The organism is Streptomyces sp. NBC_01017, assembly GCF_045162795.1.
Taxonomy (GTDB): Bacteria; Actinomycetota; Actinomycetes; order Streptomycetales; family Streptomycetaceae; genus Streptomyces; species Streptomyces machairae.
Window position 1 is genome coordinate 4,655,621 of sequence record NZ_CP108683.1, and the last position, 18,314, is coordinate 4,673,934.

Here is an 18,314-nt window from a genome sequence, read left to right on the forward strand (position 1 = left end):
GTGCCTGTGCGCCGCTTGGGGCGGACCGGCACACCTTCGGTCCGTCTAAGATGCGCCCCATGAGCTACGGGCAGCAGGGGGGACCCCAGTCCCAGTGGGATCCCTGGACACCGCAATCCCAGCAGCCGTGGAACAGCGGCGCCGACGACCAGACCCCGGACTGGGCCGCGCTCGCCGAGGCATCCGAGACCCGTAACAAACGGCGCCGGCTGCTGTTCATCGGCGGCGGCGCGCTGGCCACCGTCGCGATCGGTGCCGCCGTCGCCGTGGCCGTGGTGTCGTCGAACGACGGCAACTCGGCCTCCGGCAAGCCGGCTTCCGAGCTCCCGGCGACCGCGGACCTGCCGAACCAGTCCACCGCCCCGTCGTTCGAGCCGACGAGCGCCCCGCCGCCGCTGGATCCGAAGGACTTCATCTCCAGCAAGGCCAAGGACACCGCTCCGCTCGGCGCGCAGATCCTCTTCCCCGGCACACAGCTGACCATGGGTGAGACGGTCTACAAGAAGGGCGCGACGGACGACACGAAGAACTGCTCCGCCGTCACCGAGGGCGGACTCCCGAAGATCCTCTCCGCCAACGGCTGCACCCGCTTCATGCGCGTCTCCTACGTCAAGGACGGCCTCGCGGTGACGGTGGGCGTGGCGGTCTTCGACACCGAGGCGAAGGCCGCCAAGGTCAAGGGGCAGGTGAACACGAAGAAGGACATCGTCCGGCCGCTCTCCGGCAAGGGCATCAAGGACTTCTGCGCCTCCGCCGTCTGCTACTCCAAGTCCAACTCCTACGGCCGTTACGCCTACTTCACCATCACGGGCTTCACCAACGGCAAGGACATGACGGACAAGGACACGGCGGGCTTCCAGACCGGCGACAACCTGGAGGAGTTCACGTTCCGCCAGATCCGCCGGCGCGGTGAGGCCCAGGCTTCGGCGGCGGCGGGCGAGTAGCGGCGATCGGGAAGCGGCGCGCGGCGGCCGACGCACTGTCGGCCGCCGCGGCCGGCCCCGGGCTCACAAGCGCTTGGCGCTGCGCAGCGTCTTCGCGTAGTAGCCGTTGCCGTCGAGGCGGGACACACCGCCGACGTCGCCGATGGTGGGCCCGTTGACCTCCTCGCGGCTCGACACGAAGATCAGGTGACCCTCGGTGTCGTGCCCGAGCACCAGGCCGACGTGGTCGAGCCGCTGGCCGGTGCGGGTGTCGAGCTTGAAGAAGACGAGATCGCCCGGCTGGAGCTGGTCGATGGCGGACGGGCGGTCCTGGGCGGTGATGCCGGCCAGCGGCAGGATGTCGACGCCCTGCTTGGAGCGAGCCATGCCGTTGGCGGTGCGGGGCAGGCCGTCGCCCGAGGTGTCCGAGGACATCAGGGGGTGGCGGGCCCGGTAGCCCAGCACCATGCGGATGAAGCCCGAGCAGTCGATCGACCGGGCCCGCATGCTCTCCGGCTGCCCGACGACGCCGTCCCGGAACGGGTACGGCACCCCGAGGTAGTCGTAGAAGTCGGACTGCTCCAGGCGCAGGTCGCCGCCCTCCGCCCCGGACGTGTTCAGCGGACCGAAGTTGGCGTCACCGGCGATGACGGTGCCCTGCCCGTCCTTCTTCTGCGGCGCGCCCGCCACGTACTGGAAGGCGAAGGCGAAGATGTCGTCCTCCTTGCTGTTCCGGTACTCGGCGTACCACTCCTTGAACCACTTCTCCTTGTCCGCCCCCTTGGACCACTTCTCCGGCATCAGCCGCACCCAGTCCGTGGTGCTGACCTTCGACGCGGTCGAGGTCGGCTCCTGGAAGGTGCGGGCGGGCCCGCTCAGCGTCGCGATGCGCGCGCCGTCCGTGAACACGGCCTTGATCTGGCCGTCGGCCCCGCGCAGCACGGACCGCGCCGGGTTCTCCAGCCGGGACCAGGCCTCCTTGCCGGTGTCCGTCGAGGCGTCGGTACTGCGGCCGCCTTCCAGGACCCCGACGTTGCGCACCTCGGTGACGCCCGGCTCCTCCTGCTTGCGCAGCTCCACCGTGAGGTAGCCGGAGGTGCCGACGAGCGCCAGCAGCACCAGGCCCGTGACGACGGGCCTCGACTTCTTCTTCCCTGCCATCGTTGTGTGCTCCTCGGTTCTCAGACGGTCGGCATGACGCCGAGCAGCAGGCCGGCGGCGACCACGATGTAGGCCATGAGGGAGACGGTGCCCGTGGCCAGCAGCGTGGCCCCCTTGGGCTGGCGCACCATCTGGTAGGCGATCAGGCCCGGCACGATGAAGCCGAGCGTCTGGTTGCCGTACAGCAGCGGGAACTCGATCGACAGCACGATCATCACCGTGGCCTGCAACAGCACGCCCAGCAGCACCACCGCGGCGAACAGCCGCTTGCCGTACAGGATCACCAGCCGTTGCATGATCTTGGTGCCGCCGTAGGTCAGGGCGGTCACGCCCACCACCATGGCCGCGCGCTGGAGATCCTCGATGAGGGTGAGCGCGAGCCAGCCGGGTGTGATCATGCCGCCGGGCGACAGGTTGGTCGTGAGATAGCAGAGCAGCGAGAAGAACAGGCCAATGGCGATGCCCAGGGCAGCCATCTCGGGAGTCAGGGCGGCGGTGGTCAACGGGGTCTCCGGGCAGAGGGATGCGGGTTCGGGGGCGAAGCGGCTGTCAGGCGCGCGATGGCGGTGCACCTCCGTCGTCGTCCGCCGGCCGCCGGGCCGACCGACCGAAGGGGTCGTCGCCGTACGGCATCTCTTGGCCGTCCCCGTGCGACGGCTGCCGCGCGGACCGGAACCACGCCGAGACCTCGGCCTGCCCGGCCGCGTACGGCACCTGCTCCTGCACGTGCCCGTGCCCGTGCCCGGGGTACTGCGGCCGGCCCTGGCCGTACTGCTCACCGTGGCCGTAGGCCTGTCCCGATCCGTGGGGGACCTCGGCGTACCGCTCCCGCGGCGGGGCCGGGATGGTGATCACCGGGATCTCCTGGGTCTGGGAGGCCTGGTAGCGCTCCTCGTAGGCCGTGGGGTACGAGGCGTACGGGTCCAGGCGCTGCTGCTGGTGCGGCGCGGCGGCGACCACCGCGTCCCCCGCCTCGTCCGTGCCGCTCTCGTCCGCCGGGAGTTCGGCGAGGTATTCGAGCAGTTCCTCGCCCTGTCCGTGGATGTTGCCGATGGCGACGAGGGAGGAGCCGTCGGACATCCGGCCGAGCAGGGTCGGCATGAACTCGTCCGCCGCGCGGCGCTCTCCGCCCAGGTCGACGGCCCGGTCGCGCCAGTCGGCGGGGATGGCGTCGATGGCGCTCTTGGACGGGTGCCCGATGACGAAGACGTTGTCCGGCTGGAGGTCGGGGATGATCTCGCCCATCTGGCCGTTGCGCTCCACCCGGTCCGGGCGGCAGTTGATCACGACGTTCAGGGGGCGGCGGATCGCGCCGAGGTCGAGCAGCTGGTTGATGTTCATCAGCGTCGACTCGGGGTCGTTGGCCGCGAACACGTTGGCGAAGGCGAGCCGCTTGCCGTCGGGGGCGACGTACTTCTCCACCGACAGCACACCCGGGTCCGGCGGGGCGTCGTACATGCCCTGCAACGCGACCTTGCGCTCGATGCCGAGCAGGTCCGCCACGACCAGCGCGATCGCGACGTTCTCCTTGAAGGTGAACCAGCTGAAGCCGCGCAGCTCCTCGTCGGTGACCGTCTGCGGATCGGCGTAGACCAGTCGGCAGTTACGGGCGTCCGCCTCCTCCTGGAGGATGTGGAAGCGTTCCTTCTCGGCGGTGACGCAGATGCCGTCCTCCGGCATCGAGCGGCACAGCGAGCGGGCCACGTCGTCGAGCGTGGGCCCCATCTCGGCGAGGTGGTCCTCACGGACGTTGCACAGCACGCCGATCGTCGAGCGGATCAGCTTGCTCTGGTTGACCTCCTGCAGGGCCGGCATGACCGCCATGCACTCGATGACGAGGGCGTCGGGACGGTAGGTGGCGGCCCGGCGGACGATGCCGATCTGTTCCACCACGTTGGCGATGCCGAACTTCCGGTAGACCGGCTCCTCGGTGGCGTCCGGGTGGATGAAGCGTGCGGCGGTGCCCGTCGTCTTGGCCACGGTGACCAGGCCACCGCCGCGCAGGGCTCCCGCGCACAGCCGGGTGATGGAGGACTTGCCGCGGATGCCGTTGACGAGCACCCGGGAGGGCATGGTGTGCAGGGCGGCGTAGTGCCTGCGCTGCTCGATGATGCCCGCGATCAGCAGGAACACCGAGCCGATCAGCAGGACGAAGTAGAGGTAGAGCACGGGCCGGTCACCTTCCTCCGGCGCCGAGCCTGGGCTCGGCACTCCGGCGTGCCTGGTTCTGTCTGCGGGCCTGCAACTGCTGGCGGACCAGTTCGAGGCTGCGGACGACGGCCCCCACCTCGTCGTGATAGCGGGGGTACAGCACGGTCTTGAGGTCGCCGTCGGCCAGCTTCTCGGCGCTGCCCGCGAGGGCGCGCAGCGGCCGGACCACGACCAGGTGGATCCAGCCCAGGCAGACCACGATCAACGCGAGCCCGAGCATCCCGGCGAGCACACTGCGGTCCTCGCGCTCGTACGGGGCGATCTCGAAGTGCTTGGCGTTCTGCCAGCTGACGACGGTCCAGCCGACGTCGGCCGCCACACCGCCGCCGGAGAAGGGCGCCGCGGCGGCGACGGTGACCGAACGGCCCTCGCGGATCAGCAGCCCGTTCTCCACGGGCCCCGCGCCGACCTTGACGCCGCCGGCTCGCACGAGGTCGGTGAGCGACTCGCGCGGCAGGCCCTCGAAGGCGAGGAAGCCGTCACTGGCGGCGATGGTCCGCGCCTCGGCGTCGACCACGCGGACCTCACCGAGGCCGGGCCGGTTCAGCAGTGAGTTCAGGAACTCCACCCGGATTTCGCCGACCAGGGTCATGCCCTTCTCATCCGGCAGGGCGGCCCCGGCCTGGATCACCGGCTTCTTGCCGCCCTCGCCCGACACGCGGACCAGCGACTGGTCCTGGTCGTCGGACGAGTCGTCGGACGAGCCGGTCTTGTCGTCGGCCTCTCCGAGCTCCCAGTCCGCGTTCGGCTCGTCCCCGGCGCGGGCGACGACCTCGCCGCCCTCGTCGACGACGTACAGGGAGCCGTACCGCGTGTGCTTGCGCAAGGCGTCGTCGAGCACGCCCGTGCTGCGGTCGGGGTCGTCCGCGTCGATCAGACGGGAGATGGAGACGAGGTCGGCCTGCGCCTCGTTGAGGGCCCGGCGTACCCGGTCGGCGACGAGGTCGGTGCGGTCGCGCTGGTCGTTGACCATGGTGCTCGGCACACTCACCGAGGCGTCCGTGCGGTTGAGGAGCAGGCCGACCGGCACGCACCACAGCAACAGCAGGACGGCTGTCAGCGCCAGCGGCACCCGCAGACCGAGCCGTCCCCCACGGCCCTTGCTCGCGCCGGAACCCTGGGGGGCATCGCCGCCCCCGTCCGACAACTGCCCGCGCAGCCGCTCCAGTGCGGCGCCGACACGGGCGGTCTCGCCCCAGCGGGGCACGGCGACGGGGCGGGTCAGGTCGCCGCGGGCCAGCCGGCGCGACTCCAGGAAGAGCCCCAGCAGGGGCCGCTGCACCGCCATCCACAGCACGGTCGCCGCCAGCAGCCCGAACACCACCAGGACTCCGGCCGCCACCAGCCCGTACAGCTCCCGCTCCTGCCCGACGGCCTGCTCCTGCACCACGGGCAGCATGGCCACGACGGTCAGCCCGAGACCGGCGCCCACGCTCTGGCGCTGCTCCGGGTCGGCGGAGGCGAGGGAGGCGTAGCCGGCGGTGGCGATACGGCCGTTGTAGGCGTCGCCCAGCAGGGTTCCGCTGACGCCCGGGTAGCCGCGGGAGCCGGGCTCCCGGGCGCTGACTGGGTCCTGTTCGGTCTCCTTCGCCGCCCGCTCCGACAGCCGCGTGATCTGCTTCCGGAGGAAGGTCAGCTCGTCGCGCTCCGCGTCCGAGTTGAGCGCCTCGGCCTGCTCGAAGCCCTCCGTGGCGAGGACCTCGCCGCCGCGGGCAACGACCGCCATGGAGCGGAACGGGCCCAGGTTGATGGCGGGCACGGAGAGGCTGTTGGAGGCGATCAACAGCTGCTGCGGACGGTCCTTCCGGTCGAGGAGGGCCATGGTCATGAGCCGTACGTCACCGGTCTTCAGCCGCACCATGCGGGGCGTCAGGGCGTGTTCGCCGGTGAGTACGTCCTTGTCCAGCCAGGCGAGGGGAATCGTTTCACCCCGAGCCGCGAGCACCTTCCCGCTCTCCAGATCCAGCACCGTGGTGCCGGTCCACTTCTGGTACGTCCTGCTCAGATCCGACAGCACCCGCTCCGGATCCGCGGGCTTGCCGGCGTTCAGCGCGGCCGCCATGCGGTTCAGGTCGGTGACCCGCTCGTCGATCGACGCGCGTAGGGCGATCGCGCCGTCCTGCGCGAAGTGCTCCTGGGAGCCCAGCACCGCCTTCGGCACGGCCGGCTCACCTGCGGGGCCCAGCACCTTGGCGGTCAGCCCGGCCAGGGCGAGGATCAGCAGGCACAGCAGCGCGATCGGCGGCCGTATGCCGCCCAGGAGCGGCATGTCCGCACGTCTGCGCAGGCGTCGCCGTCCGCCCCGTGCGGGACGGGGCGCACCCTTGGTTGAAGTCACCGGTGGTTTCCTTCGCCTCTTCACTACTCAGGCGCTCGCAGGAGCCACCGCTGACGCGGGCATGAGACGCCGTCACTTTAAAAGACAGTCGACACGCGCCGGGGTTGGGCTCCGGCAGGCAACAGTCGACGTGTCGCTCGTCACGTCCCCAGCGAGAGCTGCTCAAGACCGTCGCCGCGCGGGGCGCCACGGTTGTGGAGGAAGCCGCGGGTACGGTCGGCAGCCAGCCGGTAGCGGGCCAGCCGGTCGTCCGACAGGTCGCCCGGGCTGTCGAGCACCTGCTGCACGTCCACCACCCGGTGTTGCTCGACCGCGCCCTCGGGCGCCTTGTCGCCGGCCTCCACCTCCGGCGGGATGTCGACCAGCGTGGTCCGGTAGCGGGCGTCGACGTCCCAGCCGTCGGCCGTCTCCCTGAACTCGAACCAGCCGATCGCGCCCTCCTCGGTGAGACCGGTCGGCGAGGAGTGGCGGGCGACCTGGTTGCCGAGGCTGTAGGCGACCCACTTGCCGTTGAGCTTCTGGATGGGCTGCACCACGTGCGAGTGGTGACCGATCACCAGGTCGATCCCGGTGTCCTTGGTGATCCGCTCCGCCAGCTCCAGCTGCGGGAGGCTCGGCTCGTTGTAGTGCTCCAGGCCCCAGTGGACCGAGAGGATCACCACCTCGGCACCCTTCTTGCGGGCCCGGGCCTCGGCCTTCTTGATCTCCTCGGTGCTCATCCGGTTGAAGGCCCAACGCTCCTTCTCGGGCGTGGGGTTGAGAAAGGACTCCCAGGAGAAGGAGAGATGGGCGACCTTGACGCCGTTGACGTCCCGGATGTTGATCTGCTCTGCTTCCTGCGGCGTCCGCGCGGACCCGGTGTGCCCGAGACCCACCTTGTCCATCGCGTCCAGGGTGCGCTTGACGGCCTTGAGGCCGTGGTCGTACGTGTGGTTGGAGGCCGTCGAGCAGGTGTCGTAGCCCACGCCCTTGAGGGTTGTGAGGATCTGCGGTGGAACCAGGAACTCCGGGTACCCCTCGAAGGGGCCCTTGGGTGTCCCGACCGGTGTCTCCATGTGACAGATGGCCAGATCGGCCTTGCTGATCACCGGCTTCACCCCGGCCATGAGCGGTCCGAAGTCCAGCCCGGCCTGCCCCTCACCGGTCTTCTCGGCGTCCTTGGCAGCCTGTTCGACCAGCTCGGGGTGGATGAGCACATCCCCCGCGGCGGCGACGGTGAACGACCGTCCGCCCGGCTTCACCTGCGCCCCGGGGGACCCTGAGGTACAGGCGGCGATCAGGCCGCCCAAAGCCACCAGAACCGTCAGCGAGCGACCTATACGGAGAGACTTACGGAATGTCACCGCGACATATTCACACGCGCCACACAACTCAACCTGTCTCTACCGTCACAAGACAGTCACGTTTCGCTCGCATTTTTGCCCAAACGGTTTTGATCCTGACGTTGGCCGGTTGTGAGGCGACATCACCCCATGCGACGGAACAGTCCGTTCCGCAGGCCCGGGAGCTCGTGGACCTCCGCAGCCGGATCCTCACGTACACGGCCGGCTTCGAACCCGACGACACCTACACCCCGCCCGCCGGCGACGAACGCGCCCAACTGGCGCGCGGTGTCGGGCGCCTGCTGGACGGCGACGCGGCACAGGCGGAGCGTGCGCTCGCACCCCTCGGCCTCGGCGTGACCCGCCTCACCGACACCGACTCCGGCCGGCGCTACGACGAGATCGCCGCCGTCCGGCAGAGCGGCAAGGCCGCGCGCTGGGGCCGCCTCTACCTGACCGCCGACTCCGACCTGCGCTGGAACGTCCAGGTACCGCACCCGGTGTCCGACCGTGACACCGAGTCACTCGGCGTCCGGCTGCTGGAGAACACCCCCTCGGGCGCACTGGTCGTGGCCGGCGCCCATCGCCGCGCCGGCCGCACGGACGCCGCGGATGTGGCCCACCGCGAGGACAGTGCGTTCCACGCCATCGTCGTGGAACTCCAGAAGCGCGGGGTGCCCGGCCTCCAACTGCACGGCTTCGCCCGGACGTCCGAGCGCCCCTACGAGGCCATCGTCTCCGGCGGCGTGGCGCAGAGCGCGTCCGGCGAGGCCTCGGCGCTGGCCGACCGTCTGGAGTCGGACGGTCTGCGGGTCTGCCGCGGCTGGTCGGCACGCTGCCCGCTGGAGGGCACCGAGAACGTCCAGGGCAGGTCGGCCGCACGCCGCCACGCCCCCTTCCTGCACGTGGAACTGGCGCCCGCCGCCCGCTCCGACGGCCGCGACGCCGACGAGACCGAGGACGCCCTGCGCGATCTCCTCGGCACCTGGTCGGCCGACTGAGGCTCAGCAGCAGCCGGCCCGACCGGGCAACGACCGCTTGTTCCGCGCCTCCTTGCTCCGCGCCGCGAGCAACTCGTCCGCCGGATACCCCACCTCTTCGAGGGTCAGCCCGTGCGGCCGTACGACATGCACGGCGGAGTCCCTGACACCGGCGGCGAGCACCTTGCCGGGCCAGTCGGCGGGCCGGTGCCCGTCCCCCACGAACAGCAGCGCCCCGATCAGCGACCGCACCATGTTGTGGCAGAAGGCGTCGGCACGAACGGTGGCGGTGACGATCCCGTCGTCCCCCCGCACGAGGCTCAGCTCCTGCAGCGTACGAATGGTGGTCGCCCCCTCCCGCTTCTTGCAGTAGGCGGCGAAGTCGTGCTCCCCGAGGAGCCGCCCGGCGGCCTCGTTCATGGCGTCGACGTCGAGGGGCCAGTCGTGCCAGAGGACGTGGCTGCGCAGCAGCGGGTCGACACCCCCGGGATTGTCGGTGACGCGATAGGCGTACCGCCGCCAGACCGCCGAGAACCGAGCATTGAACCCACTGGGCGCCTCCCGCAGCGCCCACACCCGCACGTCCTTGGCCAGCCGCCCGGCAAGCCGCTTGAGCAGCTTCTCGTGATGCTCCCGCCAGACCGCCTCCGGCAGATCGACATGCGCCACCTGTCCGCGAGCGTGCACGCCGGCGTCGGTACGCCCGGCGACGGTCAGCTCGTACGTCGTCCCGCCCGACCGCGTGACGGTCCGCAGCGCGTCCTCGATCTCCCCCTGCACGGTCCGCCGCCCACCGGCCTGCTTGGCCCAGCCGGAGAACTCGGTCCCGTCATAGGACAGGTCGAGGCGCACACGCACATACCCGGGCTCTACTTCGTCACTCACACGGAGATCCTCTCAGCAACACAAAAGCGGGCCCGCCCCTCGAAAGGAACGGGCCCGCAATCGCCCAAAGGGGCGCGGGGAACTGCGCGACCGGCCACGACGTCGCCGACGCAAACCGAACAGCCCCCGGCAGACGCTTACGCGTCCTTCGACTCCTCGGCAGCCTCATCGGCCTGAGCCTCGGCAGCCTCGTCGGCCTTGGTCGTGTCGACCTTGACCTCGGCGTCCTTGGCAGCGCGCTTCGTCGCGGCCTCGGCCTCGCCAGTGGCCTCCTGAGCAACCGTCAGGGACTCGACCAGCTCGATGACAGCCATGGGCGCGTTGTCGCCACGGCGGTTACCGATCTTGGTGATACGGGTGTAGCCACCCGGACGGTTCTCGTAGCGCGGGCCGATCTCGGTGAAGAGCGTGTGCACGATGCTCTTGTCCGTGATGACCTGCAGCACCTGACGGCGGTTGTGAAGGTCGCCCTTCTTCGCCTTGGTGACCAGACGCTCGGCGTACGGCCGCAGACGGCGGGCCTTCGCCTCGGTGGTGGTGATACGGCCGTGCTCGAAGAGCGCCTTCGCGAGGTTCGCGAGGAGCAGCTTCTCGTGCGCGGCACTGCCGCCCAGACGGGCACCCTTGGTGGGCTTCGGCATTTTCCATCTCCTGTGTCTCTGCCCCGGCCGTATCAGGTACCGAGGTCAGTATCCGAGCAGGCGGTTGCCTGTCGGAGATCCGGAGCTTTTCAACTCCGGAAAGGTCCGCGCCCCCTAAGGGGCGCGGGGAACTGCGCGATCAGCCACAACGATCCCGCAGCCAAGAACCGGCAGTCGGTCCCGAGCTCTTAGTACTGCTCGGTCTCGACGAACCCGGCGTCTGAATCGTCGTCCGCGCCGAAGGCGTCCGCGGCGGCGGTCGGGTCGAACCCGGGAGGCGAGTCCTTGAGCGCAAGGCCCATACCCGCAAGCTTCGCCTTGACCTCGTCGATGGACTTCGCACCGAAGTTACGGATGTCCAGGAGGTCGGCCTCGGAACGCGCCACGAGCTCACCCACCGAGTGGATGCCCTCACGCTTGAGGCAGTTGTACGACCGAACGGTGAGCTCGAGCTCCTCGATCGGCAGCGCCAGATCGGCGGCAAGGGCGGCGTCCGTCGGGGACGGGCCCATGTCGATGCCCTCGGCGTCGATGTTCAGCTCGCGGGCGAGACCGAACAGCTCGACCAGGGTCTTACCGGCCGACGCCATGGCGTCACGCGGACGCATCGCCTGCTTGGTCTCGACATCGACGATCAGCTTGTCGAAGTCGGTCCGCTGCTCGACACGCGTCGCCTCGACCTTGTACGTGACCTTCAGGACCGGCGAGTAGATCGAGTCGACCGGGATACGGCCGATCTCCTGGCCGACCTGCTTGTTCTGCACCGCGGAGACGTAGCCGCGACCGCGCTCGACGGTCAGCTCCATCTCCAGCTTGCCCTTGCCGTTGAGCGTGGCGAGGACCAGGTCGGGGTTGTGCACCTCGACACCGGCCGGGGGCGCGATGTCGGCGGCGGTGACCAGACCCGGACCCTGCTTGCGCAGGTACATCACGACAGGCTCGTCGTGCTCCGAGGAGACGACCAGCTGCTTGATGTTGAGGATCAGGTCGGTGACGTCCTCCTTGACGCCCGGCACGGTGGTGAACTCGTGCAGGACACCGTCGACACGGATCGACGTGACCGCCGCACCCGGGATCGAGGACAGGAGCGTACGACGCAGGGAGTTGCCGAGGGTGTAACCGAAGCCCGGCTCCAGCGGCTCGATCACGAACCGGGAGCGGAACTCGTCAACGACCTCTTCGGTCAACGAGGGACGCTGAGCAATCAGCATGTGTGGATCAGATCCTTCTTTCGTGGACGACCGCTATTTGACGTCCGACGGAAACCGCACCCGTGAAGAGTGCGGGTATGACAAGGGTACGGGCGATACAACCCCTTACGGAGTCGTACCGCCCGAAACCTCAAGCGAACCGTGCCTCAGACGCGGCGGCGCTTCGGCGGGCGGCAGCCGTTGTGCGGGGTCGGGGTGACGTCCTGGATGGAGCCGACCTCGAGACCCGTGGCCTGCAGGGAGCGGATCGCGGTCTCACGACCGGAACCCGGGCCCTTGACGAACACGTCGACCTTGCGCATGCCGTGCTCCTGGGCGCGGCGGGCAGCCGACTCGGCAGCCATCTGCGCGGCGAACGGCGTGGACTTCCGGGAGCCCTTGAAGCCGACGTGGCCGGCGGAGGCCCAGGAGATCACGTTGCCGGACGGGTCCGTGATGGAGACGATCGTGTTGTTGAACGTGCTCTTGATGTGCGCGTGGCCGTGAGCGACGTTCTTCTTTTCCTTGCGGCGCACCTTCTTGACGGCGCCCTGACGTCCCTTGGGGGGCATCTGTTAACTCCTACGGGGAGGTGGTCGGTCCTACAGCGAAGACCGCTGATGAAGCGTTGTCCGCTGAGGACTACTTCTTGCCCGGCTTCTTCTTGCCGGCGATGGCGCGACGCGGGCCCTTGCGGGTGCGGGCGTTGGTGCTGGTGCGCTGACCGCGGACCGGCAGGCCACGGCGGTGACGCAGACCCTGGTAGCAGCCGATCTCGACCTTGCGGCGGATGTCGGCCTGGATCTCGCGACGGAGGTCACCCTCGGTCTTGATGTTGTTGTCGACGTACTCGCGGATCGCGACGAGCTGCTCTTCGCTCAGGTCACGAACACGGGTGTTCGGGTCGATGCCCGTCTCCGCCAGCGTCAGCTGCGAAAGGGTCCGGCCGATGCCGAACACGTAGGTGAGGGCGACCTCCACGCGCTTTTCGCGCGGGATGTCAACACCGGAAACGCGTGCCATTCAATGGCTCCTGGTGATCTTCGGAGGTCTTCCGCAGAACCGAATCCCAGCCGCCGTACCAGGTACGAACTGGGTCCCCGGCCTCCGAACCGGGGGTGTCAGGCGAAAGCTCGCCTGGATTCTGCGTATGAACATATTCAGCTCGCGTCGCGCGAATCTCTGCGATGTCGTTGCAGAGGGAGTGGACGATCGTGCGTCAGCCCTGGCGCTGCTTGTGGCGCGGGTTCTCGCAGATGACCATGACCCGACCGTGACGGCGGATCACCCTGCACTTGTCGCAGATCTTCTTGACGCTCGGCTTGACCTTCATTGGTGAGGTTCTCCGGGTCAGTGCCATCGCCTCGGGAAGCCCGGGGCGCGGGCAAGATCTACTTGTAGCGGTAGACGATCCGGCCACGCGTCAGGTCGTACGGAGACAACTCCACCACGACCCGGTCGTCAGGGAGGATGCGGATGTAGTGCATGCGCATCTTGCCGCTGATGTGTGCCAGGACCTGGTGGCCGTTCTGGAGCTCGACCTTGAACATGGCGTTCGGCAGAGACTCGACGACAGTGCCCTCGATCTCGATGGCACCTTGCTTCTTGGCCACGCTTCGCCCTTCGGAATCGACTACCTTGATCGACCCTTGGACTTTTCCCTTACGGGCGCATGCAGACATGCGGGTGCACAAGAGCCGACGAGTCAGTCTACGTCAGCCCACCCGGAAAGACGAATCGGGGAAGTCTGCCCCGGACGGCAGATCATTAAGCGCCGGGGAGGTACGGCGAGACTCAGGCCGACGGATCCGGCGCGGTGACAATCCCGTACTCGGCCAGCTTCGCCTTGCCGCCGTCGGGAGAGGTGAGCACCAGCGGCCCCGCCTCGGTCAGCGCAACCGAGTGCTCCCAGTGCGACGACCAGGTGCCGTCGGTGGTGATCACGGTCCAGTCGTCCGACAGGACCTCCGTCTTCGGGGTGCCCAGCGAGACCATCGGCTCGATCGCGAGGCAGAAGCCCGGGACCAGCTTCGGCCCCTTCCCCCGCCGCCGCTCGACGTAGTTCAGCAGGTGCGGGTCCATGTGCATCTCGGTGCCGATGCCGTGGCCGCCGTAGTCCTCGATGATCCCGTAGCGCCCGCCGCCCGGCTTGGGCTGCCGGCGGATGTACGTCTCGATGGCACGGGAGACGTCGACGAGACGGTTGCCCTGCTTCATGGCCGCGATGCCGGCCCACATCGACTCCTCGGTCACCCGGGAGAGCTCGACCAGCTCCGGAGCGTGACCGGATCCCACGAAAGCGGTGTATGCGGCGTCGCCGTGCCAGCCGTCGATGATCGCGCCGCAGTCGATGGAGATGATGTCGCCGTCCTTGAGGACGACGTCCTCGGACGGGATGCCGTGGACGACGACGTCGTTCACGGAGGTGCAGATGGTCGCAGGGAAGCCGCCGTAGCCGAGGAAGTTCGACTTGGCGCCGTGCTCCGCGAGGACCTTGCGGGCGACCTCGTCCAGATCCTTGGTGCTGGCCCCCGGAACCGCGGCCTCACGCGTGGCCGCGTGAATGGCGGCAACGACCAGCCCCGCCTCACGCATCTTGGCGATCTGCTCGGGGCTCTTGATCTGCACCATGGGGACGGGGGCCTTCCTGGACTGAATAGAGGGGACTGCTTCAACCATAAGGGCGGAGGCGGCGCACCCCACCCCACGCAGCAGCCGCGGCCCCCTCACAGGGAGCCGCGGCCTGAGCTACGTACGAGCCAAGAACGCTACTTGCCGTCCCCGTCACGCTGAAGCGCCTCCATGGCGCGCGCCGTGACCTCTTCGACCTTGCCGAGCGCGGAGATGGTGACCACCAGTCCCTGCGTCTTGTAGTAGTCGATGATCGGCTCGGTCTGCGTGTGGTAGACCTCGAGGCGCTTGCGGACCGTCTCCTCCGAGTCGTCGTCCCGCTGGTACAGCTCGCCGCCGCAGACGTCGCAGACGCCTTCCTTCTTCGGCTGGCTGTACGTCACGTGGAAGACGTGGCTGGAGTCCTTGCGGCAGATCCGCCGCCCGGCGATCCGCTTGACGACCTCTTCCTCGGGGACTTCGAGGTCCAGGACGGCGTCCAGCTTCATGCTCTCGGACTGGAGCATCTCGTCGAGCGCCTCGGCCTGGGACACATTGCGCGGGAAGCCGTCCAGCAGGAAGCCACCCTCGGCGTCCGGCTTCTCCATGCGGTCCTTGGCCATCCCGATGGTGACCTCGTCCGGCACCAGGTTGCCCGCGTCCATGTAGGACTTCGCGAGTTTCCCGAGCTCCGTCTGCTGGCTGATGTTGGCGCGGAACAGGTCGCCCGTGGAGATGTGCGGGATCGACAGGTTCTTGGCGAGGAACGCAGCCTGCGTTCCCTTACCGGCGCCCGGCGGCCCGACGAGGACGATACGCATCAGCGGAGGAACCCTTCGTAATTGCGCTGCTGGAGCTGGCTCTCGATCTGCTTCACCGTTTCGAGACCGACACCCACGATGATCAGGATGCTGGTCCCGCCGAACGGGAAGTTCTGGTTTGCCCCGAAACCAGCCAACGCCATCGTCGGCACGAGAGCGATCAGGCCCAAGTACAGCGAGCCCGGCCAAGTGATCCGGTTGAGTACGTACGAAAGGTACTCAGCGGTCGGTCGGCCAGCCCGGATGCCCGGGATGAAGCCACCATACTTCTTCATGTTGTCCGCGACTTCCTCGGGGTTGAACGAGATGGCCACGTAGAAGAACGCGAAGAAAATGATCAGGAAGAAGTACAGCGTGATGTGCAGCGGAGCGTCCGTCAGCGCCAGGTTCTGCTCGATCCAGGTCTTCCAGCCGGCGTTTCCGCCGGCGAACTGGGCGATCAGCGCCGGGATGTAGAGCAGCGACGAGGCAAAGATCACAGGGATGATGCCCGCCTGGTTGACCTTCAGCGGAATGTACGTCGAAGTACCGCCGTAGGAACGGCGGCCGATCATGCGCTTCGCGTACTGGACGGGGATTCGGCGCTGAGCCTGCTCGACGAAGACCACCAGGCCGATCATGACGAGACCGACCGCGACCACGGTGCCGAACTCGATCCAGCCGTCGGCCAGGGAGCCCTGCTTCTTGATGGCCCACAGCGCGGACGGGAAGGTCGCGGCGATCGAGATGAACATCAGGATCGACATGCCGTTGCCGATGCCGCGGTCGGTGATCAGCTCACCGAGCCACATGACCATGGCCGTACCGGCGGTCATGGTGATGACCATCACGACGGTGGTGAAGATCGAGCGGTCCGGCACGATCTGATTGGCGACCTGGCAGTTCTGGAAGAGCGCACCGCTGCGCGCGGTGGCCACCAGACCCGTGCCCTGCAGTACGGCGAGCGCCACCGTCAGGTAGCGGGTGTACTGCGTGATCTTCGCCGTACCGGCCTGGCCTTCCTTCTTCAAGGCTTCCAGGCGCGGGATCACGACGGTCAGCAGCTGCAGGATGATGCTCGCCGTGATGTACGGCATGATGCCGAGAGCGAAGATCGTGATCTGAAGCAGCGCGCCGCCACTGAACATGTTGACCAGACCGAAAAGGCCCTGGTTGGCGTCCGCCTGGTCGATGCAGACCTGTACGGCCCGGTAATCGACGCCGGGAATCGGAATATGGGTACCGACCCGGAAGATCACGATGATGCCGAGCGTGAAGAGCAGCTTCTTGCGCAGGTCGGGCGTCTTGAACGCCCGGGCGAACGCGGTGAGCACGGTGCCTCCTGCGACCCCCGCGCTACTGCGTCAAGGGTGACGGTCTTGAGGTTCGACTAATAGGAACGACTTAGCTAACGGTCAACTGCCGCTCAGAGTGCCCCACAAGAAGCACTCCGTAAAAGTGGGCAGTGCAGGCCACCTTACCCGCGGGACCGCCCCCCTTGGAACGACCAACCGGGGATACCCCATTTGTGGGGTATCCCCGGTCGGGATCGCTCAAGTCATCGAGACGCCTGATGGATTCAGACGAGCTCGGTGACGCTGCCGCCGGCGGCGGTGATCTTCTCCTTGGCGGAGCCGGAGACGGCGTCAACCGTCACCTGCAGCGCCACGGAGATCTCACCCTGGCCGAGGACCTTGACGAGGCTGTTCTTGCGAACAGCACCCTTCTCCACCAGGCCCTCGACCGTGACCTCGCCACCCTCGGGGTAGAGCGCGGCCAGCTTGTCGAGGTTCACGACCTGGAACTCGGTCTTGAACGGGTTCTTGAAGCCCTTCAGCTTCGGAAGACGCATGTGGAGGGGCATCTGCCCACCCTCGAAGCGCTCCGGAACCTGGTAGCGGGCCTTCGTGCCCTTGGTACCACGACCGGCCGTCTTACCCTTCGACGCCTCACCACGACCCACACGGGTCTTGGCGGTCTTGGCGCCGGGGGCGGGACGGAGGTTGTGGATCTTCAGCGGGTTGTTCTCCGCCATGATCAGACCTCCTCAACCGTCACGAGGTGGCGGACGGTGTGCACCATTCCGCGGAACTCGGGGCGGTCCTCCTTGACGACCTGCGTGTTGATCCCCTTGAGACCAAGGGAGCGCAGGGTGTCACGGTGGTTCTGCTTGCTGCCGATGTAGGACTTGACCTGCGTAATCTTGAGCTGCGCCATGATTACGCACCCGCCCCGGCACGTGCACGGAGAAGAGCCGCGGGGGCGACGTCCTCGAGCGGCAGACCACGGCGGGCCGCGACCTCCTCGGGACGCTGCAGGCCCTTCAGGGCCGCCACGGTCGCGTGCACGATGTTGATCGCGTTGTCGGAGCCGAGCGACTTCGACAGGATGTCGTGGATACCGGCGCACTCGAGCACGGCACGCACCGGACCACCGGCGATAACACCGGTACCGGGCGACGCGGGCTTGAGCAGCACGACGCCGGCAGCCTTCTCACCCTGGATCGGGTGCGGGATGGTGCCCTGGATACGGGGGACCTTGAAGAAGTGCTTCTTGGCCTCCTCAACACCCTTGGCGATGGCGGCCGGCACCTCCTTGGCCTTGCCGTAACCGACACCGACGGTGCCGTCACCATCGCCCACCACGACCAGCGCGGTGAAGCTGAAGCGACGACCACCCTTCACAACCTTGGCGACACGGTTGATCGCGACTACGCGCTCAACGTAAGCGGTCTTCTCGGCGGCAGCTGCGCCGCCGTCACGGCCCTTCCGGTCCCGCCGCTCGCCGCCACCGGCACCGCCACCGCGGCGCTGGGGTCCAGCCATTGGAATTACCTCTCTCTGTTTCCGCTAGCTACGGAAGCGGCTCAGAACTTGAGCCCGGCTTCGCGGGCGGCGTCCGCCAGGGCAGCAATGCGCCCGGCGTACTGGTTGCCACCACGGTCGAATACGACAGCCTCGACGCCGGCGGCCTTGGCGCGCTCGGCGACCAGGGCGCCGACCTGCTTGGCCTGCGCGGACTTGTCGCCCTCGGCACCGCGGATCGTGGTGTCCAGGGTGGACGCCGACGCCAGGGTGTGACCCTTGATGTCGTCGATCACCTGGGCCACGATGTGGCGGTTCGAGCGGGTAACGACCAGACGCGGACGCTCCGCCGTTCCGTTGATGTGCTTACGGATCCGGATGTGGCGGCGCTTGATCGCGGCGCGCTTGTAGGCGTCGCCCTTAAGGATCTTCTGTCCGTATGCCATGGC

Annotated in this window: 21 protein-coding genes; 2 read left to right on the forward strand and 19 right to left on the reverse strand. The window is 68.1% G+C overall.

Features of this window, described 5'->3' with window-relative positions; genetic code table 11:
* The first annotated feature begins 59 nt into the window (after positions 1-59).
* On the forward strand, positions 60-944 hold the full coding sequence (locus OG331_RS20980; protein ID WP_406198470.1) for a hypothetical protein: 885 nt from the start codon (positions 60-62) through the stop codon (positions 942-944).
* A 63-nt stretch (positions 945-1,007) separates the two neighbouring features.
* On the opposite strand, the gene OG331_RS20985 is transcribed toward OG331_RS20980, so the two are convergent.
* The 5 genes from OG331_RS20985 to OG331_RS21005 all read right to left on the reverse strand — a co-directional run bounded on the left by OG331_RS20985 (position 1,008) and on the right by OG331_RS21005 (position 7,976).
* The gene (locus OG331_RS20985) at positions 1,008-2,084 is read right to left on the reverse strand and encodes a C40 family peptidase (protein WP_406198471.1); all 1,077 of its coding nucleotides are present in this window, start codon (positions 2,082-2,084) and stop codon (positions 1,008-1,010) included.
* Positions 2,085-2,104: 20 nt separating this feature from the next.
* Positions 2,105-2,587, reverse strand: a complete 483-nt coding sequence (locus OG331_RS20990; protein WP_019753111.1) for a poly-gamma-glutamate biosynthesis protein PgsC/CapC — start codon at positions 2,585-2,587, stop codon at positions 2,105-2,107.
* A gap of 46 nt (positions 2,588-2,633) precedes the next feature.
* Positions 2,634-4,253, reverse strand: a complete 1,620-nt coding sequence (gene pgsB / locus OG331_RS20995; RefSeq protein WP_406198474.1) for a poly-gamma-glutamate synthase PgsB — start codon at positions 4,251-4,253, stop codon at positions 2,634-2,636.
* Positions 4,254-4,260: 7 nt separating this feature from the next.
* Positions 4,261-6,564: a HAMP domain-containing protein gene (locus OG331_RS21000; protein WP_406210177.1), complete on the reverse strand. Its 2,304-nt coding sequence runs from the start codon at positions 6,562-6,564 to the stop codon at positions 4,261-4,263.
* Between the two features lie 209 nt (positions 6,565-6,773).
* The gene (locus OG331_RS21005) at positions 6,774-7,976 is read right to left on the reverse strand and encodes a CapA family protein (protein WP_406198477.1); all 1,203 of its coding nucleotides are present in this window, start codon (positions 7,974-7,976) and stop codon (positions 6,774-6,776) included.
* Positions 7,977-8,143: 167 nt separating this feature from the next.
* On the opposite strand from OG331_RS21005, the gene OG331_RS21010 reads away from it, so the two are divergent.
* A complete protein-coding gene (locus tag OG331_RS21010) occupies positions 8,144-8,956 on the forward strand; it encodes a hypothetical protein (RefSeq protein WP_406198479.1) in 813 nt (270 codons plus the stop codon).
* A gap of 3 nt (positions 8,957-8,959) precedes the next feature.
* Here OG331_RS21010 and truA read toward each other — a convergent pair whose 3' ends face one another.
* The 14 genes from truA to rplR all read right to left on the reverse strand — a co-directional run bounded on the left by truA (position 8,960) and on the right by rplR (position 18,311).
* Positions 8,960-9,820, reverse strand: coding sequence for a tRNA pseudouridine(38-40) synthase TruA (truA, locus tag OG331_RS21015; RefSeq protein ID WP_406198481.1), 861 nt, complete (start codon positions 9,818-9,820; stop codon positions 8,960-8,962).
* A gap of 137 nt (positions 9,821-9,957) precedes the next feature.
* Complete coding sequence (gene rplQ / locus OG331_RS21020; RefSeq protein ID WP_406198483.1) at positions 9,958-10,461, reverse strand: 50S ribosomal protein L17; 504 nt, start codon at positions 10,459-10,461, stop codon at positions 9,958-9,960.
* A 188-nt stretch (positions 10,462-10,649) separates the two neighbouring features.
* Positions 10,650-11,672, reverse strand: a complete 1,023-nt coding sequence (locus OG331_RS21025; protein WP_391394166.1) for a DNA-directed RNA polymerase subunit alpha — start codon at positions 11,670-11,672, stop codon at positions 10,650-10,652.
* Positions 11,673-11,818: 146 nt separating this feature from the next.
* Positions 11,819-12,223, reverse strand: coding sequence for a 30S ribosomal protein S11 (gene rpsK, locus OG331_RS21030; RefSeq protein ID WP_017949643.1), 405 nt, complete (start codon positions 12,221-12,223; stop codon positions 11,819-11,821).
* Positions 12,224-12,293: 70 nt separating this feature from the next.
* Positions 12,294-12,674 carry a 30S ribosomal protein S13 gene (gene rpsM, locus OG331_RS21035; RefSeq protein ID WP_037680379.1) on the reverse strand — a complete coding sequence of 127 codons (381 nt, stop codon included), beginning with the start codon at positions 12,672-12,674 and terminating at the stop codon, positions 12,294-12,296.
* 196 nt (positions 12,675-12,870) lie between these two features.
* The gene (rpmJ, locus tag OG331_RS21040; RefSeq protein ID WP_003998809.1) at positions 12,871-12,984 is read right to left on the reverse strand and encodes a 50S ribosomal protein L36; all 114 of its coding nucleotides are present in this window, start codon (positions 12,982-12,984) and stop codon (positions 12,871-12,873) included.
* A gap of 58 nt (positions 12,985-13,042) precedes the next feature.
* Positions 13,043-13,264 carry a translation initiation factor IF-1 gene (gene infA, locus OG331_RS21045; protein ID WP_003948620.1) on the reverse strand — a complete coding sequence of 74 codons (222 nt, stop codon included), beginning with the start codon at positions 13,262-13,264 and terminating at the stop codon, positions 13,043-13,045.
* A 181-nt stretch (positions 13,265-13,445) separates the two neighbouring features.
* A complete protein-coding gene (gene map, locus OG331_RS21050; protein ID WP_406198486.1) occupies positions 13,446-14,282 on the reverse strand; it encodes a type I methionyl aminopeptidase in 837 nt (278 codons plus the stop codon).
* Positions 14,283-14,419: 137 nt separating this feature from the next.
* The gene (locus OG331_RS21055; protein ID WP_389449221.1) at positions 14,420-15,082 is read right to left on the reverse strand and encodes an adenylate kinase; all 663 of its coding nucleotides are present in this window, start codon (positions 15,080-15,082) and stop codon (positions 14,420-14,422) included.
* Positions 15,082-16,395 (reverse strand): preprotein translocase subunit SecY, encoded by a 1,314-nt coding sequence (gene secY, locus OG331_RS21060; RefSeq protein ID WP_328879902.1) that lies wholly within the window; start codon positions 16,393-16,395, stop codon positions 15,082-15,084. The genes OG331_RS21055 and secY overlap by 1 nt, the downstream gene beginning before the upstream one ends.
* 245 nt (positions 16,396-16,640) lie before the next feature.
* Entirely contained in the window at positions 16,641-17,096 is a 456-nt protein-coding gene (rplO, locus tag OG331_RS21065) for a 50S ribosomal protein L15 (protein ID WP_328879903.1), read from the reverse strand.
* Positions 17,097-17,098: 2 nt separating this feature from the next.
* Positions 17,099-17,278: a 50S ribosomal protein L30 gene (gene rpmD, locus OG331_RS21070; protein ID WP_052580766.1), complete on the reverse strand. Its 180-nt coding sequence runs from the start codon at positions 17,276-17,278 to the stop codon at positions 17,099-17,101.
* A gap of 2 nt (positions 17,279-17,280) precedes the next feature.
* Positions 17,281-17,886, reverse strand: a complete 606-nt coding sequence (gene rpsE, locus OG331_RS21075) for a 30S ribosomal protein S5 (RefSeq protein ID WP_007494753.1) — start codon at positions 17,884-17,886, stop codon at positions 17,281-17,283.
* Between the two features lie 41 nt (positions 17,887-17,927).
* Positions 17,928-18,311, reverse strand: coding sequence for a 50S ribosomal protein L18 (rplR, locus tag OG331_RS21080; RefSeq protein ID WP_274242334.1), 384 nt, complete (start codon positions 18,309-18,311; stop codon positions 17,928-17,930).
* Between the last annotated feature and the right edge of the window lie 3 nt (positions 18,312-18,314).